Source organism: Pseudomonas sp. KBW05, assembly GCF_003852405.1.
In the GTDB taxonomy this organism is placed as follows: Bacteria; Pseudomonadota; Gammaproteobacteria; order Pseudomonadales; family Pseudomonadaceae; genus Aquipseudomonas.
In genome coordinates this window covers 37,349-53,812 of sequence record NZ_QAJM01000026.1, presented here as the reverse complement: position 1 = coordinate 53,812, position 16,464 = coordinate 37,349, and the positions used below count along the sequence as shown (strand labels likewise).

Genomic DNA, 16,464 nt, shown 5'->3' with positions numbered 1-16,464 from the left:
AGGACTGATCCAGACGGCAATGTGACGGACTACAGCTACAACCAATACGGGCAACTGACAGGGGTTTGGTATCCCGATCACAGCTGCCATCGGCTGGTGTGGAATGAACGTGGGCAGTTGGTTGAGGAACAGTTGCCCGATGGCGGCGTCAGGCGTTATCGCCATGACGATGTTGGCCGGCAAGTTGCGCGAGAGGATGAGCACGGAGCGCTGACCCAGTACCAGTGGGACAGCGTGGGTCGGTTGATTCGTGTGGTTTTGCCAGGCGGTGCCACGCGGGAATACAGCTATAACGCTTACGGAAAAATCACCGCTGAATGCGATGAGTTGGGCCACGTCACCCGCTATGAATACGCCGATGGCCTACACCTGATCAGTCGGCGGATTAACGCTGACGGCACCCAGGTCAAATACCGCTACGACAACGTGCGATTACTGCTGACCGAGATCGAAAACGAAGTCGGCGAAATCTATGGGTTGCAGTACCACCCCAACGGCCTGATCCAGCAGGAAACCGGCTTCGACGGCCAGCGCACGGCCTACCTCTACGACCTCAACGGCAACCTGCAGGAAAAAACCGAATACGGCGATGACGGCAGTCAGCTCGTCACCCGCTACGAGCGCGACTTCGCCGGCCGCCTCGTACGAAAAACCCTGCCCGATGGCGGAGTTGTGGATTACACCTACGACCGCCAAGGCAACCTCCTGGGTGTCGAAGACGGCCACTGGTCGTTAGCCTACGAATACGACCGACAAAACCGCCTCACCGCCGAACACCAAGGCTGGGGCACCTTGCGCTACGGCTACGACGCCTGCGGCCAACTGCAGCACCTGCGCCTGCCCGACAACAACCGCATCACCTTCAACCATGGCAAAGGCGGTCACCTCGCCACGGTCGAACTGAACGGTGAAACCCTCACCTCCCACCTGTTCAAAGCCGGCCAGGAGCATCAGCGCCAACAAGGCCAACTGCTCAGCCACTACCACTACGACGACCAGCAGCGCCTGCACGCCCACACCGTCACCCAACAGCAAAACCACCTGTACCGTCGCCAATACGACTACGACAAAACCGGCAACCTAAGCCGAATTCTCGACACCCGCAAAGGCGAACAGCACTACAGCTACGACCCGCTAAATCGCCTAGTTCGCTCCAACCAAGAGCACTTCGCCCACGACCCAGCGGGCAACCTGCTCATGCAAAACCGCCCCGGCCCAGACATCGTCGCGGGCAATCGGTTGATGATCCAGGGGGATCGGCACTACGACTATGACGCGTTCGGCAACCTGATCCGCGAGCGACGCGGCAAAGGCCACCAACTCGTCACCGAATACCGCTACGACTGCCAGCATCGGCTGATCGCCGTTACAACACCGAACGGACAAACCGCCAGCTACCGCTACGACCCGTTTGGCCGGCGCATCAGCAAAACCGTTGACGACCTGACGACCGAGTTCTTCTGGCAAGGCGACAAGCTGATCGCCGAACACCATGCGGATCGCCATCGCAGCTACCTCTACGAACCCAACAGCTTCCGCCCACTGGCCCTGCTGGAAGGCTTCGGCCCAAAAGCCACCCGGCCCTACCACTACCAACTGGACCACCTCGGCACACCCCAGGAACTGACAACCCCCAACGGCGAAATCGTCTGGTCCGCCCACTACCGCGCCTACGGCGAAATCACCCGCCTAGACGTCGGAACAATCGACAACCCAATGCGTTTCCAGGGCCAGTACTTCGACGCAGAGAGCGGGCTGCACTACAACCGGCATCGCTACTACAATCCCGATATTGGTCGCTACCTGACGCCGGACCCGGTGAAGTTGGCGGGGGGGATCAATGGGTATAGGTATGTGCCTAATCCTACCGGGTGGGTTGATCCGTTAGGGTTGAACACTTGTCCTAGTGGCGACGGTTGCAAACCGAGTACAACCGTTCGCCCCTCTGCGGAAAGCGTTAATCACGGCGAACCTACGACTCCTCAGCTGTCACGTGCGGAGCGACAGGCGAAAATTGATGAGCTCGCAGAATCAAACGCTCATCGACGTTTATTGGAACTTGAGGCATCAATCCCTGGAGCACACTTCGTAGAAAAGCACGGTGCCCAAACGTCGTTAGAATCACAACTTGAACGAGTACAGACAGCTAAAAACCCCACTACTGGGGAAATTGAGATCTTCGATAGAGGAAGGAGAGCGGGACAACCAAGGCTTCCCAGTGCCGCTACACACTTCCTCAGCCACCGAGACCAATTAAACACAATTGATCGCGCTATTTTAATTTTCAAACTGAATGGTCGAGCAGAAATTCAGAAACCGATGAACATGGGAAAAGTCGTCGGTGAAGGATATAAAAGAGATGGGTTAGAATATGGAAAGCAAACTAAAGCGACCGTACATTTAAATCAAGACGGAAAGCCAATCACTGCGTATACGGAGTTCTGAAAATGAAAAAGGGTCCAAACCTAGAAATACTCAAAGGCCTGCTATTTACCTACAGCATAGAAAACACCGAGGATCGAGAGCGAGAAGAAATAATAGTCTCGAAAGACATCAACAACAAAACTGAGCTTTCAGAACTTTTTGATACGTTAACCAAGCCAGAATTTCTCTCATACCGAAAAGATGAGCAAGAGTGGTTCATAGACACCCTCCAACACTATCTGTCTACGGACGAAAACTTTGAGTCCGTATTTTATTTACTCGACACATATTTCGAACAAGAAATAAACAACAAAAGGGAATTTATGAAAGTGCTACTCAATTGCCTAAAAAGCTACAGCACGTAACCGTTAGAGAGCTCTATATTCGCTTCTAGCAAGCAGGTCCCTACACCGACCTCAACCAACTATCCTGCACCGAACTCACCCGATTCCTCCCTCCACTCTTCGCCTCATACAACGCCAAATCCGCATCATTCAACCAACTGGTGGAATCCACATGCCCCAGTTGGTAAGGCGCCAACCCAATGCTCAAGCTCGCGCGCAACGTCGGGTCCTGCGCATACGCCAGCGCATTGAAGCGATCCCGCAACGCGTCCATCACTTCAGTGGCGCGATTGAGGGGCATATCGGGCAGGATCACGCAGAACTCATCCCCCCCGTAGCGCCCGGCCAGGTCGGTGGCGCGCAGGTTCTGGCGTAGGACTTTGCTCAGCCGGCGCAGGACGATGTCGCCGGTAACGTGGCCGTAGGTGTCGTTGATGGTCTTGAAGTGGTCGATGTCGATCAGTGCAATGGCGGCGCCGGTCTGGCCGCGGCGGCAGCGTTGGAATTCGAGTTCCAGTTGGTCTTTCCACGCGCCGTGGTTGAGCAGGCCGGACAGGCTGTCGGTGCGGCTCAGGGCCAGCAGTTCGCGTTTATGCGAGGCCAGGGTGACGGCCTGGCGGTAGCAGATCCAGCCAAGGGCCAGGGGGTACAACATCAGGATTGGCAAGCAGGCGTAAAGCTGCGCCTGAGTGGTCACGCCGATAAACGCTGGGGCAAACACCAATAGCGCGGTGCCGATACCGAGGCCTTGGGCGAGCCAGCCGGCGAGCATGAAACGCAGCCCGCCGATGGCCACGTTGTTCATGGTCATCATCGACAGGGTGGTCACACCGGGCAGCGGGTTGAAGTGCATGGCGCCGACCCAGAAGCCGCCGCAAAAGGAGTCGATCAGCAAATTGCGCCGCTCGCTGCGCAGTGCGTGTTCGGAGCGTCGCGAGATCAGGAAGGCCACGTGCGGCCAAATGAAGGCGTTGGTCAGCATCAGCGCCCACACCCAAGGGTGCGGATTCAGCGGGTACATCGCAAACGCCACGCACACAAAGCCGAGTGTCAGCCCCAGGGTGCGGGATTTGTACAAGCGCGAAGCAAGCGGAAGTCCCTTTCCTCCGACGGCTGCCATGGTGGGGTGCGATCCTGAGGTGATGCTCGGAGTCTATCAGGGCAACGGCAAATCGCCACTACCGCTCATAAGCTGAAGGCCCTCAGTGGGAAAAGCCCCGCGCCAGCATCAAGGCAACCCCCAACAGCAACACCGCGGTGACCCGTTGCAGCAGTACGCGCCGCGCGGGGTTTTCCAGGACGTGCTTGATGCGTTGGCCGAAATAGCAGTACAGGCAGCCGCTGGCAAACTGCAGCACCAGGAAGGTCAGGCCAAGGATGGCGATGTCCGACGCCGAGTTGTGCTCCCCTCCCCCGGCAAACTGTGGGAACACGGCGCTGAACATGATGATCGCCTTGGGGTTGGAAAACCCCGTCAGCAAGCCCTTGCCGAACAGGCTGCGCGCGCCCTCCACGGCGCCGGCCTTGTCGAGTGGCACGCCGCTGCTGGTCCACTGCTTGTACGCCAGGTAAAGGATGTAGGCCACGCCGACCAGTTGGATACCCTGGGTAATCGCGACATTGCCCTTGATCAACTCTGAAAAACCCACGGCAAAGATCAGGATGGAAATCAGGTACGACACACTGGCGCCGATCTGTGCGGGGATCGATCGGCGCAGGCCGTCCTTCAAGCCCAGGCTCAACAGCAGCATGGTCATGGGGCCGGGGCTGAAGGTCAGGGTCGCGCAAAACAGCAGGAAATAGAGAAACGAAGAGAGCGTCAATGCGCTGGTCATGGCCGTGGACCTTGAAGGAGAAGGCTCGCAGTCTAGGCAAGCGGCCTTGCGCAAGGCAGGTAAAGTACGGCCTAATCCGCCCGAACTTCACCGGTAAAATCACCGGCAAAGATAAGGAAGCCCCATGTTCGTCTCCGCCATCGCCTTTGTGCCAGGCATACCCAAGGTGCAACAGATCGTCGAGGCGTTCAGCCAAGCCATTGAGAATGGCGAGTGGGCGCCGGGCAGCAAGTTGCCGTCGGTACGGGAACTGGGCCAGACCTTGGGCGTGAGCAAGTTCACCCTCAATGAAGCCCTCGACCGCCTGCGCGGGCGCAACCTGCTCACCTCCAGCCAGGGTCGTGGCTATTTCGTCGCGGTGGACAGCGCTCGCCCGGCGTCATCGGCCTGGGTCGAGCTGTTGCCCCAGGACCTGCTCAGCGTACTGCGCCGCCCCCTCGCCACCGTCTACGGCGACCTGCGCCCCGGTGGCGGGCACTTGCCGGAAGACTGGCTGGACAGCGACGCCATCCGCCAAACCCTGCGCAGTGTGGTGCGCGCGCCGTCATTGCGCATCGCCGGGCTGGGCACGCCGGCTGGGCTGTTGCCGCTGCGGCAGGCCTTGCAGCAAAAGTTGCACGGCGAAGGCTTGTCGGTGCCAGTGGAGCAAATCATCACCACCCCCAACACCGTGCAGGGCCTGGACATGCTGATGCGCCTGCTCGCGCGCCCCGGCGACACGGTGCTGCTCGATGCGCCGTGCTACTTCAACTTCCACGCCAACCTCGCCCTGCACGGAGTCAAAGTGCTTACCATCGAGCGGCGCCCCGACCGTTTCGACTTTGTCGCCCTCGAACAGCTGCTGGCCGAACATCGCCCCAGCCTGTACCTCACCACAGGCGTGCTGCACAACCCGACCGGGCATTCGTTCAGCCCCGGCCAGGCGTTCCGGCTGTTGCAACTGACGCGCCAGTACCAGTGCCACATTATCGAGGATGACCTCTACGGCGACCTGCACCCCAACCCGCCACCGCGCCTGGCCGCCCTCGCCGGCCTGGACCAGGTGACGTACCTGTCGGGTTTCTCCAAGATCCTCAGCGCCAACACCCGCGTCAGCTACGTGGTGGCCGCGCCGCAACTGGCCGCCAACCTGACCAACATGAAGCTGATGAGCGGCGGCATCACCTCGGAGCTGTTTGAACAGGTGGTGTACCGCATGCTCAGCGAAGGCAGTTACGCCAAGCATCGCAAGCGCATGCAGCAGCGCTTGATGGAGGCCGGCGGGCGCGTCGAGCAATGGCTCAAGCGTTGCGGTTGCGTGTTGCCGATGGGTTATGAAGGCGGGATGTTTATCTGGGCGCACCTGCCGCCGGGGGTGAACGGCGAGCTATTGGCCCAGGACGCCTTGAAGCAAGGCATGGTACTGGCGCCGGGCACGCTGTTTGGCTACGACCCGGCGCTGCCGGAGGCGATGCGCTTCAATGTGGCCCACAGTGATGCGCCACAGGTGCACCAGGTGTTCGAAGCGCTGCTGCGCAAGCACCGCGCTAGCGGCGATGGGCCAGCGAGCGCACGCAACGATCCCCCAGGCTCTGCACGCCCTGCACCAGCAACACCAGCACAACCACCGTCACCACCATGATCTCGTTGTTGAAGCGCTGGTAGCCGTAGCGAATCGCCAGGTCGCCCAGCCCACCGCCGCCAATCACCCCGGCCATCGACGAAAAGCCGATCAGCATCACCAGGGTCAACGTCACCCCGGCCACCAGCGCCGGCAGAGCTTCGGGCAGCAACACCTTGAGGATCACATGGCGGATATCGCCGCCCATGGCCACGATGGCTTCGATGCGGCCCTTGTCCACTTCGTCCAGCGCGGTTTCGACGATGCGCGCAAAAAATGGAAACGCGCCAATGGTGATCGGCACCACGGCGGCGGTGCTGCCCAGGGTGGTGCCGACGATCAGGCGCGTCAGCGGGATCAACGCGATCAGCATCACCACAAACGGCAGCGAGCGCCCGAGGTTGATCACAGCACCCAGCCCACGGTTCAGGCGTGGCAATGGCAACAACCCCCCGCGTCGGCTGATAAACAGCAACACGCCCAGCGGCAAGCCGATCAATAAGGTAAACAAACCGGCCAACAGCACCATGTACAGGGTTTCGCCGGTGGCGTTGAGCAGCAGTTGCAGAATGTCGTTCCAATCGGTCTTCATACCGCCCTCACCACTTGCAGGCTGGGGGCAAGCGAACGACCCAGGCGCGACGCCGGATCGGCTTGCAGTTGCACCAACGTGCCGCTTTCCACCACGCGGCCATCGGCCAGGGACACCGCGCTGTCGCAAATCGCCTTGACCACTTCCAGCTCGTGGGTAATCAGCACAATGGTCACCCCCAGCTTGCGATTGATGTCGCGCAACAGCTCCAGGATTGACGCCGTGGTTTCCGGGTCTAGCGCACTGGTGGCTTCGTCCGACAGCAAATACGCCGGCCGCGCCGCCAGCGCACGGGCGATGCCTACACGTTGTTTCTGCCCGCCCGACAGCTGCGAAGGAAACGCCTGGGCCTTGTCACTCAACCCCACCAACGCCAACAACTCGGCGACCCGCGCCGCGCGCTCGGCCTTGGGCACGTTGCCGATCTCCAGCGGCACCGCGACGTTATCCGCCACGTTGCGCGAATGCAGCAGGTTGAAGCCCTGGAAGATCATGCCGATACGCTGGCGTTGCTCGCGCAGGGCCTTGCCGGTGAGTTGCGTGAGGTCCCGTCCGTCCAGCAGGATGCGCCCGCTGCTCGGCCGTTCCAGCAAATTGAGGCAGCGCAGCAAAGTGCTTTTGCCCGCGCCACTGCGCCCGACGATGCCAAAGATCGAGCCTTCGGCGATATGCAGCGAGACGTTATCCAACGCCGGCGGCTGGCCGTCGGCATAGGTTTTGCTGACGCCCTCGACGACGATCATTCGACCGCCACCGGGATCACCGAGCCGGCATACTTCTCGGTAATGAACTTGGCCACCTGCGGCGAGCGCAGGTCCTTGGCCAATTGCTCGATGCGCGGGTCTTGCGCCAGTTTCGGCGTGGTCACCAGGATATTCGCGTAGGGATTGCCCTTCGCCGCTTCCAGGCCCAACGCATCCTTGGCCGGCTCCAGGCCTGCTTCCAGGGCGAAGTTGCCGTTGATCACCGCCAGGTCCACATCATCCAGGGCGCGGGGGATCTGTGGCGATTCGATTTCAAGGATCTTCAAGTGCTTGGGGTTTTCGGCGATGTCCTTGGGCGTGGCCTGGTCCTTGGCCGCATCATTGAAACCCGGCTTGAGCTTGATCAAGCCATTGGCTTGCAACAGGTACAGGGCGCGGCTCAGGTTGGTGACGTTGTTCGGCACGGCGACGGTGCCTTTGTCCGGCACCTGGTCGAAGCTTTTGTGGCGGCGCGAATAAATGCCCAGCGGCTCAATGTGTACGGTGGCGGCCACGGTGAATTTCTGCCCCAGCGCTTGCTCCTGGGAATTGAGGTACGGCAGGTGCTGGAAGTAATTGGCGTCCACATCACCATGGGCCAGCAACTCGTTGGAGTTCACGCCGCTGGGGATCTCGATGATTTTCAGCTTCAGGCTCGGGTCGAGTTTCTGCACGTATTCGAGGATCTGCGCGTGGGGAATCGGGTCGGCAGCGACGCGCAAGGCATCGGCGGCCGACACGTGAAATGAGGCCAGCAACACTGCCAGGGTAAGGGCGGATTTCTTCAACATGGGTGAGCTCCAGATCAGGCGGACAGTGCTTGGGGAAGTGTGGCGTCGGCGTAGAAACGTTGGGCGACATCGGGGTGCGAACGCAGGCGGCCTTTCAGGTAATTCCAGCCAACGTCGCGCAGCAGCGGGTTGCGCGGGTCGCTCTCGGGGCCGTGGGCGTCACGCAGCAGCTCGGGGGCGAGCTGGTACACCGGCACCACCGCGTCCAACTGCGCGCCGAGGAAAAACGCCAGGGACAAGCGTTCACTGCCCACCGGTGGCGAGACCACACGGTGCACGGTGGCACGCAGGTAACCGTTGCTGGCCAGCTCCAGCAATTCGCCGATATTCACCACCAGCGTGTCAGGACGCGGCGACGCATCGATCCAGCGGCCCTCTTCCACTTCCACCTGCAAGCCGGCTTGCTGGTCTTGCAGCAGGAAGCTCAAGAAACCGGAGTCCTTATGCGCGCCGACGCCTTGGCGACTTTGCTGCGCATGGCGGCCGGGGTAGCGGATCAACTTGATATGTTCGTTGGGTTTGCTGCCGTACAGCGCATCGAAGGCGTTTTCCGGCAGGGACAAGGCCTGGGCAAACGCGCGCAACAGGCGCAGGGCCATTTGCGTCATCGCCTGCTGCCAGGCGAGCACCAACGGCTTGAGGTCGGGCAACGTCTGCGGCCACAGGTTGGGGCCTTGCAGGCGGGCCCAGGCGGCGGGGTGTTGTTGCACATCCAGCGGCTCGCGCTCGGCGCCCACATCGAACTGTTCGCGCAGGTCTGGCTGGCCGCGGGTGATCTCCGAGGCGGCGCGGTTATAACCGCGAAAATGTGGCGAATGGATCATGCCCACAGCGAGTTTGTCGGCTTCGGGCAAGGCAAAAAATGCCCGCGCCTGCTGCTGCACCTGGGCGAGCAGCGCCGGGTCGATGCCGTGGCCGGTGAGGTAGAAAAAACCGATATGCCGCGCGGCAGAACGCAGCTCGTCGAGGAACTGCTGGCGTTGCTGGGGGCCGGCGTCGAGCTGTGACAAGTCCAGCAGCGGCAAGGTGGTGATTGACTGAAGCTGCGACATCGGCGGCTCACTCCATGAACGTCTTGGGTTGGAGCGACCAATCTAAATGATCTTAAAAAATCGTAATAAATACCTTTTTAGCATTAGCTTAGTCGGGTAGGTACGGCCCACAGGCCAAGGAACCAAACCGTACAAACCACCACTACGAGGTACCAAGCCCAACGAGCGATCATGATGAGCACGATAAACAGCACCCCACCTCAACCTTACTTCGCGCCGTCACCCTCAGCCGACGAAGGCACTCAGTCCGAGCGGGCAGGACGTTCGAAGAGAGGGATCGCAGAATCCAGCAAGCGCTGGCCTGATGGCGTGCTCACCGTTGCGATAGATATCGACGATATCTGGAGCAGGGCTGTCGTAACCAGTGCAATACGGGAGTGGGAAAAACATACACCCGCCCTCAAGTTCAACATTGTCTCGGGCAAACAGGGAGACATCAGAATTTCCGGCGACGAGCAGACAAAAGGCGACTGGTCTGTCATTGGCACGGATGCGAAGCTCGTACCCAAAGACCAACCCACTCTGCATTTGAAAAGGCAGGACGACTTAACGCTGGCCCATAACATCGCCTTGCACGAATTTGGCCATGCTCTGGGCTTGGAGCACGAACATCAACATCCAGACCGCACGATCAAATTCGACGAGAAAAGCCTGTATGAATCATTCAGAAATGCGGGGGTTGCAGACGACGATATCGAAAACCATATTGTCTGGCAGTGGCCGGCGGAGAATCGGCTAGTCACTGACTACGATGAACATTCGATCATGCATTATGAGTTCGACGCCGACACCACCGAAGACAAGAAAGAGTACCCGCCAAAGACCGAGCTCTCCGAGGGCGATAAAAAAATCATTCGACAACTCTACACCCCAAAGAAATTCAAGGAGGCTGATACCTCTCGGTAACCGCTTGAATAAGGCGTCGGTACGGCGTTATCCCGGCAACGGAATCACCCGCAACGGCCTTACCGACTTATACGAAAAACTTGAATAAATCTCTTTGACGCACGGAAGCGTTTGCAACACCTCCCGCGCAAACTCGCCAAAGGACTCCAAATCCTTGGCCACCACTTCCAGCAAAAAGTCATAGCGCCCCGACACGTTATGGCACGCCACAATCTCCGGGATCTCCAACAAGCGCTGTTCAAACGCGCGGGCGATTTCCTGGGTGTGGCTCTCCATCATGATGTTCACAAACGCGGTCACCCCATACCCCAGCGCCTTGGGCGACAGGATCGCCTGGTAGCCGCTGATCACCCCGCTCTCCTCCAGGTTGCGCACCCGCCGCCAGCACGGCGAGGTGGTCAGGGAGACGCGGTCGGCCAACTCGGCCACCGTCAGGCGGGCATTGCCTTGCAGCGCGTTTAAAAGGGCTTTGTCGGTACGGTCCAGGCTTACGGGCATAACGTGCCTCTAATCATTATTTTTATGGGCTTTTCGTTCACTGGTGTGGGAAATGTCAGCAAACTTTGCAACGTTCATCTGTGGTTATGAGCATAGCATTGTAGGAAATAAGGAGCGTCCGACATGAACAATAAACACAATGCATTCGGCTTTTCCACCCGCGCCATCCACCACGGCTACGACCCTCAGGACCACCATGGCGCCCTCGTGCCGCCTATTTACCTATCCGCCACCTTCGCCTTTCCTACCGCCGAATACGGTGCCGCCTGCTTTGCCGGTGAGGAAAACGGGCACTTCTACACGCGTATTTCCAACCCGACCCTCGCCCTGCTGGAATCGCGCATGGCCACCCTGGAAAACGGCGAAGCCGCCGTCGCGTTCAGCTCCGGCATGGGCGCGATTGCCGCGACGTTCTGGACCTTGCTGCGCCCCGGTGATGAGGTGATCGTCAGCCAGACGCTTTACGGCTGCACCTTCGCCCTGCTGCACCATGGCATCGGCGAGTTCGGCATCAAGGTGCGCCACGTTGACCTGACCGACCTGGACGCGCTGCGCGCGGCCCTCAACCCCGCCACCCGCATGATCTACTGCGAAACCCCGGCCAACCCCACCCTGCAACTGGTGGATATCGCCGCCGTGGCCGCCCTGGCCCATGCACAGCCGAATATCACCGTGGTGGTCGACAACACCTACTGCACGCCGTACCTGCAACGTCCGCTGGAACTGGGCGCCGATGTGGTGGTGCATTCGGCCACCAAGTACCTCAGCGGGCACGGCGATATCACCGCCGGCATTGCCGTGAGCAGCCACGCCCTGGCGCAACGCATCCGCCTGCAAGGGCTCAAGGACCTGACCGGCGCGGTGATGTCGCCGCAGGATGCGTCCTTGCTGATGCGCGGCCTGAAGACCCTGGCCCTGCGCATGGACCGCCATTGCGCCAACGCCCAGGCCGTGGCCGAAGCCTTGCAGGCCCACCCGGCCGTGCAGTGGGTGACCTACCCCGGGCTACGATCTTTCCCACAATACGAATTGGCACAGCGCCAGATGAAAATGCCCGGTGGCATGATCGCGTTCGAACTCAAGGGTGGCATCGACGGCGGGCGCCGCTTCATGAACGCGCTGCAACTGTTCACCCGCGCCGTCAGCCTCGGGGATGCCGAGTCACTGGCCCAGCACCCGGCCAGCATGACCCATTCCACCTACACCCCGGAGCAGCGCGCGCACCACGGCATCAGCGAAGGCCTGGTGCGGTTGTCGGTCGGCCTGGAGGATGTCGCCGACCTGTTGGCGGATGTGCACCAGGCGCTGGCCAAAAGCACGCGCACAGCACCGCGCCACGCCGCCAGGGTCGAGCACGCGTTGAAATAGACCATAGACCCGACGTTATTCTTTCCTACATCGGTGGTCGGATCGCTCCGACTACCGTTATGCAGTTTTAATCTAGATTAATCCGGATTGGATCCCCTTCCCGCCGCCCCGCTGTACTAGCATACGTCTCGGCGGGAAGCGCTCTCATCGTGGGGTATTCGCACTAGTTGATTCCCGTCGCGTCATGGCTGAATACCTGCACTCGAAACTCATGGACGAAGTAGATGAACTCACATCTGTTCCCACATATAGGCAACGTCATCGCCAGCACCGGCAGTCGCCATTTCCCACGTATGCTGCATGACCTGATCCTCACTCAACTGGCCGTGGACGCCACCCATATCACCCAGCTGCGGGTCAGTTCCGAAGGGCACACCCGCCGCGCGATCAGCCCGGTCTACACCGACTCAGTGGCGGCCATGGGTGAAGAGCAACCCGCCGCCCAACTGCACCTCACGCGCCACAAGGACGATGTGCGCTACGTGCTCTCGGTGTACCGCTCACACCCTTCGGAAAATTTCTCGCCCCAGGAACGCAGCATGTTGCAGGACTTCTCCACACTGCTGCTGCCCATGGTGGAAAAACACATCGCCGCGATCCAACCGTGCCGGCTCGACAACGATTCGGTAATGGCACAGAACCAGGGCATCGAAACCCTGCGCCGACGCATCGAAGAACGCCTGGTGCAATCGGGGCTGACCTTGTCCAGGCGTGAGCTGGAAGTGTGCGTCGGCCTGCTGGCGGGGCGCACTGCGCCGGAGCTGGCGGAGCAGTTGGCGTTGAAGGTCAACACCATTGAAAGCTACCTCAAGCGCGCGTCGATCAAGCTGGGGATCAGCGGGCGGCATTCGTTGTTGCGGTGGATGTATGCAACAGAAGACACCCGAGACCTCTAAGCCAACCCATCTCTAAATGTGAGAGCGGGCTTGTGTGGGAGCGGGCTTGCTCGCGAAAGCGGTACATCAGTCGCTATTTTCGGTGACTGACACGCCGCCTTCGCGAGCAAGCCCGCTCCCACATTTTTGACTTTCATTGTTCAGAAAATCTCGTCCGGCTCAATCCCGCGCCAACGCCTCAATCGGGTCCAGCCGCGCCGCATTCCGCGCCGGCACAAACCCAAACACAATCCCGATCAATGTCGAACAGGCAAACGCCGTCACCACCGAGCCCAGGGAAAACACCATTTCCCACTCCTTCACAAACAGCGAAAACAACCCACCCAACGCATACGACAGCGCGATCCCGATGATCCCGCCGATCAAACACACCATCACCGCCTCCACCAGGAACTGCTGCCGAATATCCGACTGCCGCGCCCCCACTGCCATGCGAATGCCGATCTCGCGGGTGCGCTCCGTCACCGACACCAACATGATGTTCATCACCCCGATGCCGCCCACCAGCAAGGAAATCACCGCGATCAACGACAGCAGCAACGCCAGCGAGCGGCTGGTTTTCTGCACCGTCTGCATGATGCTGTCGAGGTTGTTGGTGAAGAAGTCCTTGGTGCCGTGGCGTTGCAGCATCAACTGGTTGACGTTGTCTTCCACCACCTTGCTCGGCTGGCCGTCCTTGATGCGCACGGTGATGCTGTCCAGATGGCGCTGCCCGAGCAACCGCCCCGCCGCCGTTTCATACGGCACCCACACGTTCAACGCTTTGCTTGCGGCAAACATGTTCTTGTTGTCGGCGGTCACACCAATCACAGTGCACGGCAGGTTGCCCACCAGGATCACCTGGCCCAACGGGTCAACGTTTGCACCAAACAGGCGCTGGCGGGTGTTGTGGTCGATCACCACCACCTGCGCCTGGCGCCGCGCATCGCTTTCGCTGAAGGCGATGCCGGCTTCAAGCTTCAGGCCCTTGACCTTGAAGTAACGGTCGCTGACGCCATTGACCTGCGCATCCAGGTCGATATTGCCAAAACGCAGCAACAGGTGGCGGCCCACCACCGGCGTGGCGCTGTCCACGTAATACAGCTGGTTCAGCGCGTCCACGTCCGAGGGCAGCAACGTCTCGATGGCCGACGCGCGGCTGTCGCCGAAACTGCTGCCGGGAAAGATATCGATGGTGTTGCTGCCAATCGCCTGGATGTCCTTGAGCACATAGCGCTTGGCGCCTTCGCCGATGGCCGAGATCGACACCACCGAGGTGATGCCGATGACAATCCCCAGCATGGTCAGCAAGGTGCGCATGCGGTGGGACACCAGCGCGACCCAGGCCATGTTGAACGCTTCCTTGAACAACCCCAGGCTCGCCACCAGGCGTCGCGCGCCGCTGCGCTTGGGCTCAATCGGTGCATCGCTGGGCAGCTCCAGTCCGGTATTGCGCGTGTCACTGACGATCTCCCCATCACTGACCTCGACGATGCGCTGGGCATTGGCCGCCACCTTGGGATCATGGGTGACGATAATCACCGTGTGCCCGGCCGCGTGCAGCTCGGCGAGGATCTGCATGACCTCCTTGCCACTCGCCGTGTCGAGGGCGCCGGTGGGTTCGTCGGCGAGGATCACTTCACCGCCGTTCATCAACGCGCGGGCGATACTCACCCGCTGTTGCTGCCCGCCAGAGAGCTGGCTGGGGCGATGGCTAACGTGGCCAGCCAGGCCCAGGCGCGCGAGCAACTCCCGCGCGCGGCTGTGGCGTTGGGTTTGCGGCGTACCCGCGTAGATCGCCGGCATTTCCACGTTGTGCAACGCACTCAGGTGCGTCAGCAGGTGGTAACGCTGAAAGATGAACCCGAAGTAGTCGCGGCGCAGTTCGGCCAACTGCTCGTCGCCCAATGAACGGGTCTCGATGCCATTGATCTTGTAGCTGCCGGCCGTGGCGTAATCCAGGCCGCCGAGGATATTCATCAGGGTGGATTTACCCGAACCCGATGCGCCGATGATCGCCAGCATTTCACCGGCCTCGATCGTCAGGTCGATGCCCTTGAGCGCAATGAATTCACGCTCGCCGGCCATGAAACTGCGGGTGATGCCCTTGAGTTCCAACAGTGGCTGGCTCATCCGTCAGTTCCCCGCCACGGCGGGCGTGGCGTCGCCGATCACCACGGTGTCGCCCTCGGTCAGGCCGTCGAGGATCTGCACCTTGACGTTATTGTTGATACCGGTCTTCACCTCGCGGGACTGCGCCCGACCTTTGGCGTCCAGCACCCGCACAGCATAGCGGCCGTCGTTGTTACGCGCACCGAGCGCGGCCACCGGTACGATCAATGCGGCCTGGGCGGTGGCGAGCACGATGCGCACCTGGGCAGTCATGGCAATGCGCAGGCGATGGTCGGGGTTGGGCACGTCGAACAGCGCGTTGTAGAACACCGCCGTGTTCTGCTTGGGCGTGCCGGCAGCCTGGGTTTCGAGGAAGTTCTGCGGTGCCGGCTCCGTGCCGCGCAACGTGGCGTAGTAGCGCTTGTCGGCCTCGCCCAGGATGGTGAAATACACCTTCTGGCCAGGGCTGATATGGATCACATCCGCCTCCGAGACCTGGGCCTTGACGGTCATGGTGTCCAGGTCTGCCAGTTTCAGCAGCACCGGCGCCAGTTGGCTGGCGATCACCGTCTGGCCTTCCTGGGTAACAATACCCACCACGTCGCCATCGATGGGCGCGACGATACGGGTGTAGGCCAGGTTGATCTTGGCAGTGTCGATCTGGATATGCGCGCTCTTGATCTGCGCATCCAGGGACAACAAGTTGGCCTGCTGCACCTGGAACGTCGACTCGGCACTCTCGAAATCCTGGCGCGACACCGACTCGTCATCCTGCAAGCCCTTGTAGCGCTCATACACCGCCCGCGCCTGCTTGAGCTGCGCCGCCGTGGCGCGGCGCTGGGCCTGGAGGTTTTCTTCATCGACCTGGGCCTTGCGCAGGGTGTTCTGCAGAATCTGCGGATCGATTTCCGCCAGCCACTGGCCCTGCTTCACCTTGTCGCCGACCTTGACCTTGAGCGACTTCAACTGCCCGGACACCTGGGCGCCGACATCGACCTGCTTGATGCCCTCCAGCAAGCCGGTGGCCAACACGGCGTTTTCGATATCACCGCGCTCGGCCGTGGCGGTGAGGTATTGCGGCCCCTCGGCGGGGGCTTGCACGGTGTAGACAATCAGGCCAATGGCAATGGCCAACACGCTGAACAGACCCGCTTTGCGAAATTTTGAAGTGTGCATAAATGACCATAAACAAGGGGTGAAATGCGCTCTAACGCGGGCACGGTTCAAAAATGTGGGAGCGGGCTTGCTCGCGAAAGCGGTGTGTCAGTCAAAGATGTTCCAACTGAACCAACGCATTCGCGAGCAAGCCCGCTCCCACACTGGG

At 60.5% G+C, this 16,464-nt stretch carries 15 protein-coding genes; 6 read left to right on the top strand and 9 right to left on the bottom strand.

Annotation, left to right across the window (positions count from 1 at the left end):
- Together DBR46_RS23775 and DBR46_RS23770 are read left to right on the top strand one after the other, a co-directional pair.
- On the top strand, positions 1–2,445 hold a 2,445-nt coding region (locus tag DBR46_RS23775; RefSeq protein WP_148090400.1), incomplete at its 5' end, for an RHS repeat-associated core domain-containing protein.
- 2 nt (positions 2,446–2,447) lie between these two features.
- Entirely contained in the window at positions 2,448–2,789 is a 342-nt protein-coding gene (locus DBR46_RS23770; RefSeq protein ID WP_124528180.1) for a hypothetical protein, read from the top strand.
- A 40-nt stretch (positions 2,790–2,829) separates the two neighbouring features.
- Here DBR46_RS23770 and DBR46_RS23765 read toward each other — a convergent pair whose 3' ends face one another.
- Both DBR46_RS23765 and DBR46_RS23760 read right to left on the bottom strand, forming a co-directional pair.
- Positions 2,830–3,888: a diguanylate cyclase gene (locus DBR46_RS23765; protein WP_124528179.1), complete on the bottom strand. Its 1,059-nt coding sequence runs from the start codon at positions 3,886–3,888 to the stop codon at positions 2,830–2,832.
- 82 nt (positions 3,889–3,970) lie between these two features.
- A complete protein-coding gene (locus tag DBR46_RS23760) occupies positions 3,971–4,603 on the bottom strand; it encodes a LysE family translocator (protein WP_124528178.1) in 633 nt (210 codons plus the stop codon).
- A 124-nt stretch (positions 4,604–4,727) separates the two neighbouring features.
- On the opposite strand from DBR46_RS23760, the gene DBR46_RS23755 reads away from it, so the two are divergent.
- Positions 4,728–6,224: a PLP-dependent aminotransferase family protein gene (locus DBR46_RS23755; protein WP_124528177.1), complete on the top strand. Its 1,497-nt coding sequence runs from the start codon at positions 4,728–4,730 to the stop codon at positions 6,222–6,224.
- On the opposite strand, the gene DBR46_RS23750 is transcribed toward DBR46_RS23755, so the two are convergent.
- The 4 genes from DBR46_RS23750 to DBR46_RS23735 are packed head-to-tail and all read right to left on the bottom strand — an operon-like array spanning position 6,130 to position 9,381.
- Positions 6,130–6,795 carry a methionine ABC transporter permease gene (locus tag DBR46_RS23750; RefSeq protein WP_124528176.1) on the bottom strand — a complete coding sequence of 222 codons (666 nt, stop codon included), beginning with the start codon at positions 6,793–6,795 and terminating at the stop codon, positions 6,130–6,132. The two genes, DBR46_RS23755 and DBR46_RS23750, sit on opposite strands and share 95 nt — an antisense overlap.
- Positions 6,792–7,538 carry a methionine ABC transporter ATP-binding protein gene (locus DBR46_RS23745; protein WP_124528175.1) on the bottom strand — a complete coding sequence of 249 codons (747 nt, stop codon included), beginning with the start codon at positions 7,536–7,538 and terminating at the stop codon, positions 6,792–6,794. The genes DBR46_RS23750 and DBR46_RS23745 overlap by 4 nt, the downstream gene beginning before the upstream one ends.
- On the bottom strand, positions 7,535–8,329 hold the full coding sequence (locus DBR46_RS23740) for a MetQ/NlpA family ABC transporter substrate-binding protein (RefSeq protein WP_124528174.1): 795 nt from the start codon (positions 8,327–8,329) through the stop codon (positions 7,535–7,537). The genes DBR46_RS23745 and DBR46_RS23740 overlap by 4 nt, the downstream gene beginning before the upstream one ends.
- A gap of 14 nt (positions 8,330–8,343) precedes the next feature.
- Positions 8,344–9,381, bottom strand: a complete 1,038-nt coding sequence (locus DBR46_RS23735; RefSeq protein ID WP_124528173.1) for an isopenicillin N synthase family oxygenase — start codon at positions 9,379–9,381, stop codon at positions 8,344–8,346.
- A 174-nt stretch (positions 9,382–9,555) separates the two neighbouring features.
- On the opposite strand from DBR46_RS23735, the gene DBR46_RS23730 reads away from it, so the two are divergent.
- A complete protein-coding gene (locus DBR46_RS23730; protein ID WP_124528172.1) occupies positions 9,556–10,287 on the top strand; it encodes a M12 family metallopeptidase in 732 nt (243 codons plus the stop codon).
- Positions 10,288–10,314: 27 nt separating this feature from the next.
- On the opposite strand, the gene DBR46_RS23725 is transcribed toward DBR46_RS23730, so the two are convergent.
- The gene (locus DBR46_RS23725) at positions 10,315–10,785 is read right to left on the bottom strand and encodes an Lrp/AsnC family transcriptional regulator (protein WP_017739424.1); all 471 of its coding nucleotides are present in this window, start codon (positions 10,783–10,785) and stop codon (positions 10,315–10,317) included.
- A 123-nt stretch (positions 10,786–10,908) separates the two neighbouring features.
- Between DBR46_RS23725 and DBR46_RS23720 the strand changes: the two genes are divergently transcribed.
- Together DBR46_RS23720 and DBR46_RS23715 are read left to right on the top strand one after the other, a co-directional pair.
- A complete protein-coding gene (locus DBR46_RS23720) occupies positions 10,909–12,153 on the top strand; it encodes a methionine gamma-lyase (protein WP_124528171.1) in 1,245 nt (414 codons plus the stop codon).
- Positions 12,154–12,377: 224 nt separating this feature from the next.
- Entirely contained in the window at positions 12,378–13,049 is a 672-nt protein-coding gene (locus DBR46_RS23715; protein ID WP_124528170.1) for a LuxR C-terminal-related transcriptional regulator, read from the top strand.
- A gap of 159 nt (positions 13,050–13,208) precedes the next feature.
- On the opposite strand, the gene DBR46_RS23710 is transcribed toward DBR46_RS23715, so the two are convergent.
- Both DBR46_RS23710 and macA read right to left on the bottom strand, forming a co-directional pair.
- Positions 13,209–15,161: a MacB family efflux pump subunit gene (locus DBR46_RS23710; RefSeq protein ID WP_124528169.1), complete on the bottom strand. Its 1,953-nt coding sequence runs from the start codon at positions 15,159–15,161 to the stop codon at positions 13,209–13,211.
- Positions 15,162–15,164: 3 nt separating this feature from the next.
- Positions 15,165–16,316, bottom strand: a complete 1,152-nt coding sequence (macA, locus tag DBR46_RS23705; RefSeq protein WP_124528168.1) for a macrolide transporter subunit MacA — start codon at positions 16,314–16,316, stop codon at positions 15,165–15,167.
- Positions 16,317–16,464: the final 148 nt, after the last annotated feature.

Coding starts and splice junctions, on each gene's coding strand:
- DBR46_RS23770 (WP_124528180.1), top strand. CDS start 2,448: ATGAAAAAGGGTCCAAACCTAGAAATACTCAAAGGCCTGCTATTTACC.
- DBR46_RS23765 (WP_124528179.1), bottom strand. CDS start 3,888: ATGGCAGCCGTCGGAGGAAAGGGACTTCCGCTTGCTTCGCGCTTGTAC.
- DBR46_RS23760 (WP_124528178.1), bottom strand. CDS start 4,603: ATGACCAGCGCATTGACGCTCTCTTCGTTTCTCTATTTCCTGCTGTTT.
- DBR46_RS23755 (WP_124528177.1), top strand. CDS start 4,728: ATGTTCGTCTCCGCCATCGCCTTTGTGCCAGGCATACCCAAGGTGCAA.
- DBR46_RS23750 (WP_124528176.1), bottom strand. CDS start 6,795: ATGAAGACCGATTGGAACGACATTCTGCAACTGCTGCTCAACGCCACC.
- DBR46_RS23745 (WP_124528175.1), bottom strand. CDS start 7,538: ATGATCGTCGTCGAGGGCGTCAGCAAAACCTATGCCGACGGCCAGCCG.
- DBR46_RS23740 (WP_124528174.1), bottom strand. CDS start 8,329: ATGTTGAAGAAATCCGCCCTTACCCTGGCAGTGTTGCTGGCCTCATTT.
- DBR46_RS23735 (WP_124528173.1), bottom strand. CDS start 9,381: ATGTCGCAGCTTCAGTCAATCACCACCTTGCCGCTGCTGGACTTGTCA.
- DBR46_RS23730 (WP_124528172.1), top strand. CDS start 9,556: ATGAGCACGATAAACAGCACCCCACCTCAACCTTACTTCGCGCCGTCA.
- DBR46_RS23725 (WP_017739424.1), bottom strand. CDS start 10,785: ATGCCCGTAAGCCTGGACCGTACCGACAAAGCCCTTTTAAACGCGCTG.
- DBR46_RS23720 (WP_124528171.1), top strand. CDS start 10,909: ATGAACAATAAACACAATGCATTCGGCTTTTCCACCCGCGCCATCCAC.
- DBR46_RS23715 (WP_124528170.1), top strand. CDS start 12,378: ATGAACTCACATCTGTTCCCACATATAGGCAACGTCATCGCCAGCACC.
- DBR46_RS23710 (WP_124528169.1), bottom strand. CDS start 15,161: ATGAGCCAGCCACTGTTGGAACTCAAGGGCATCACCCGCAGTTTCATG.
- macA (WP_124528168.1), bottom strand. CDS start 16,316: ATGCACACTTCAAAATTTCGCAAAGCGGGTCTGTTCAGCGTGTTGGCC.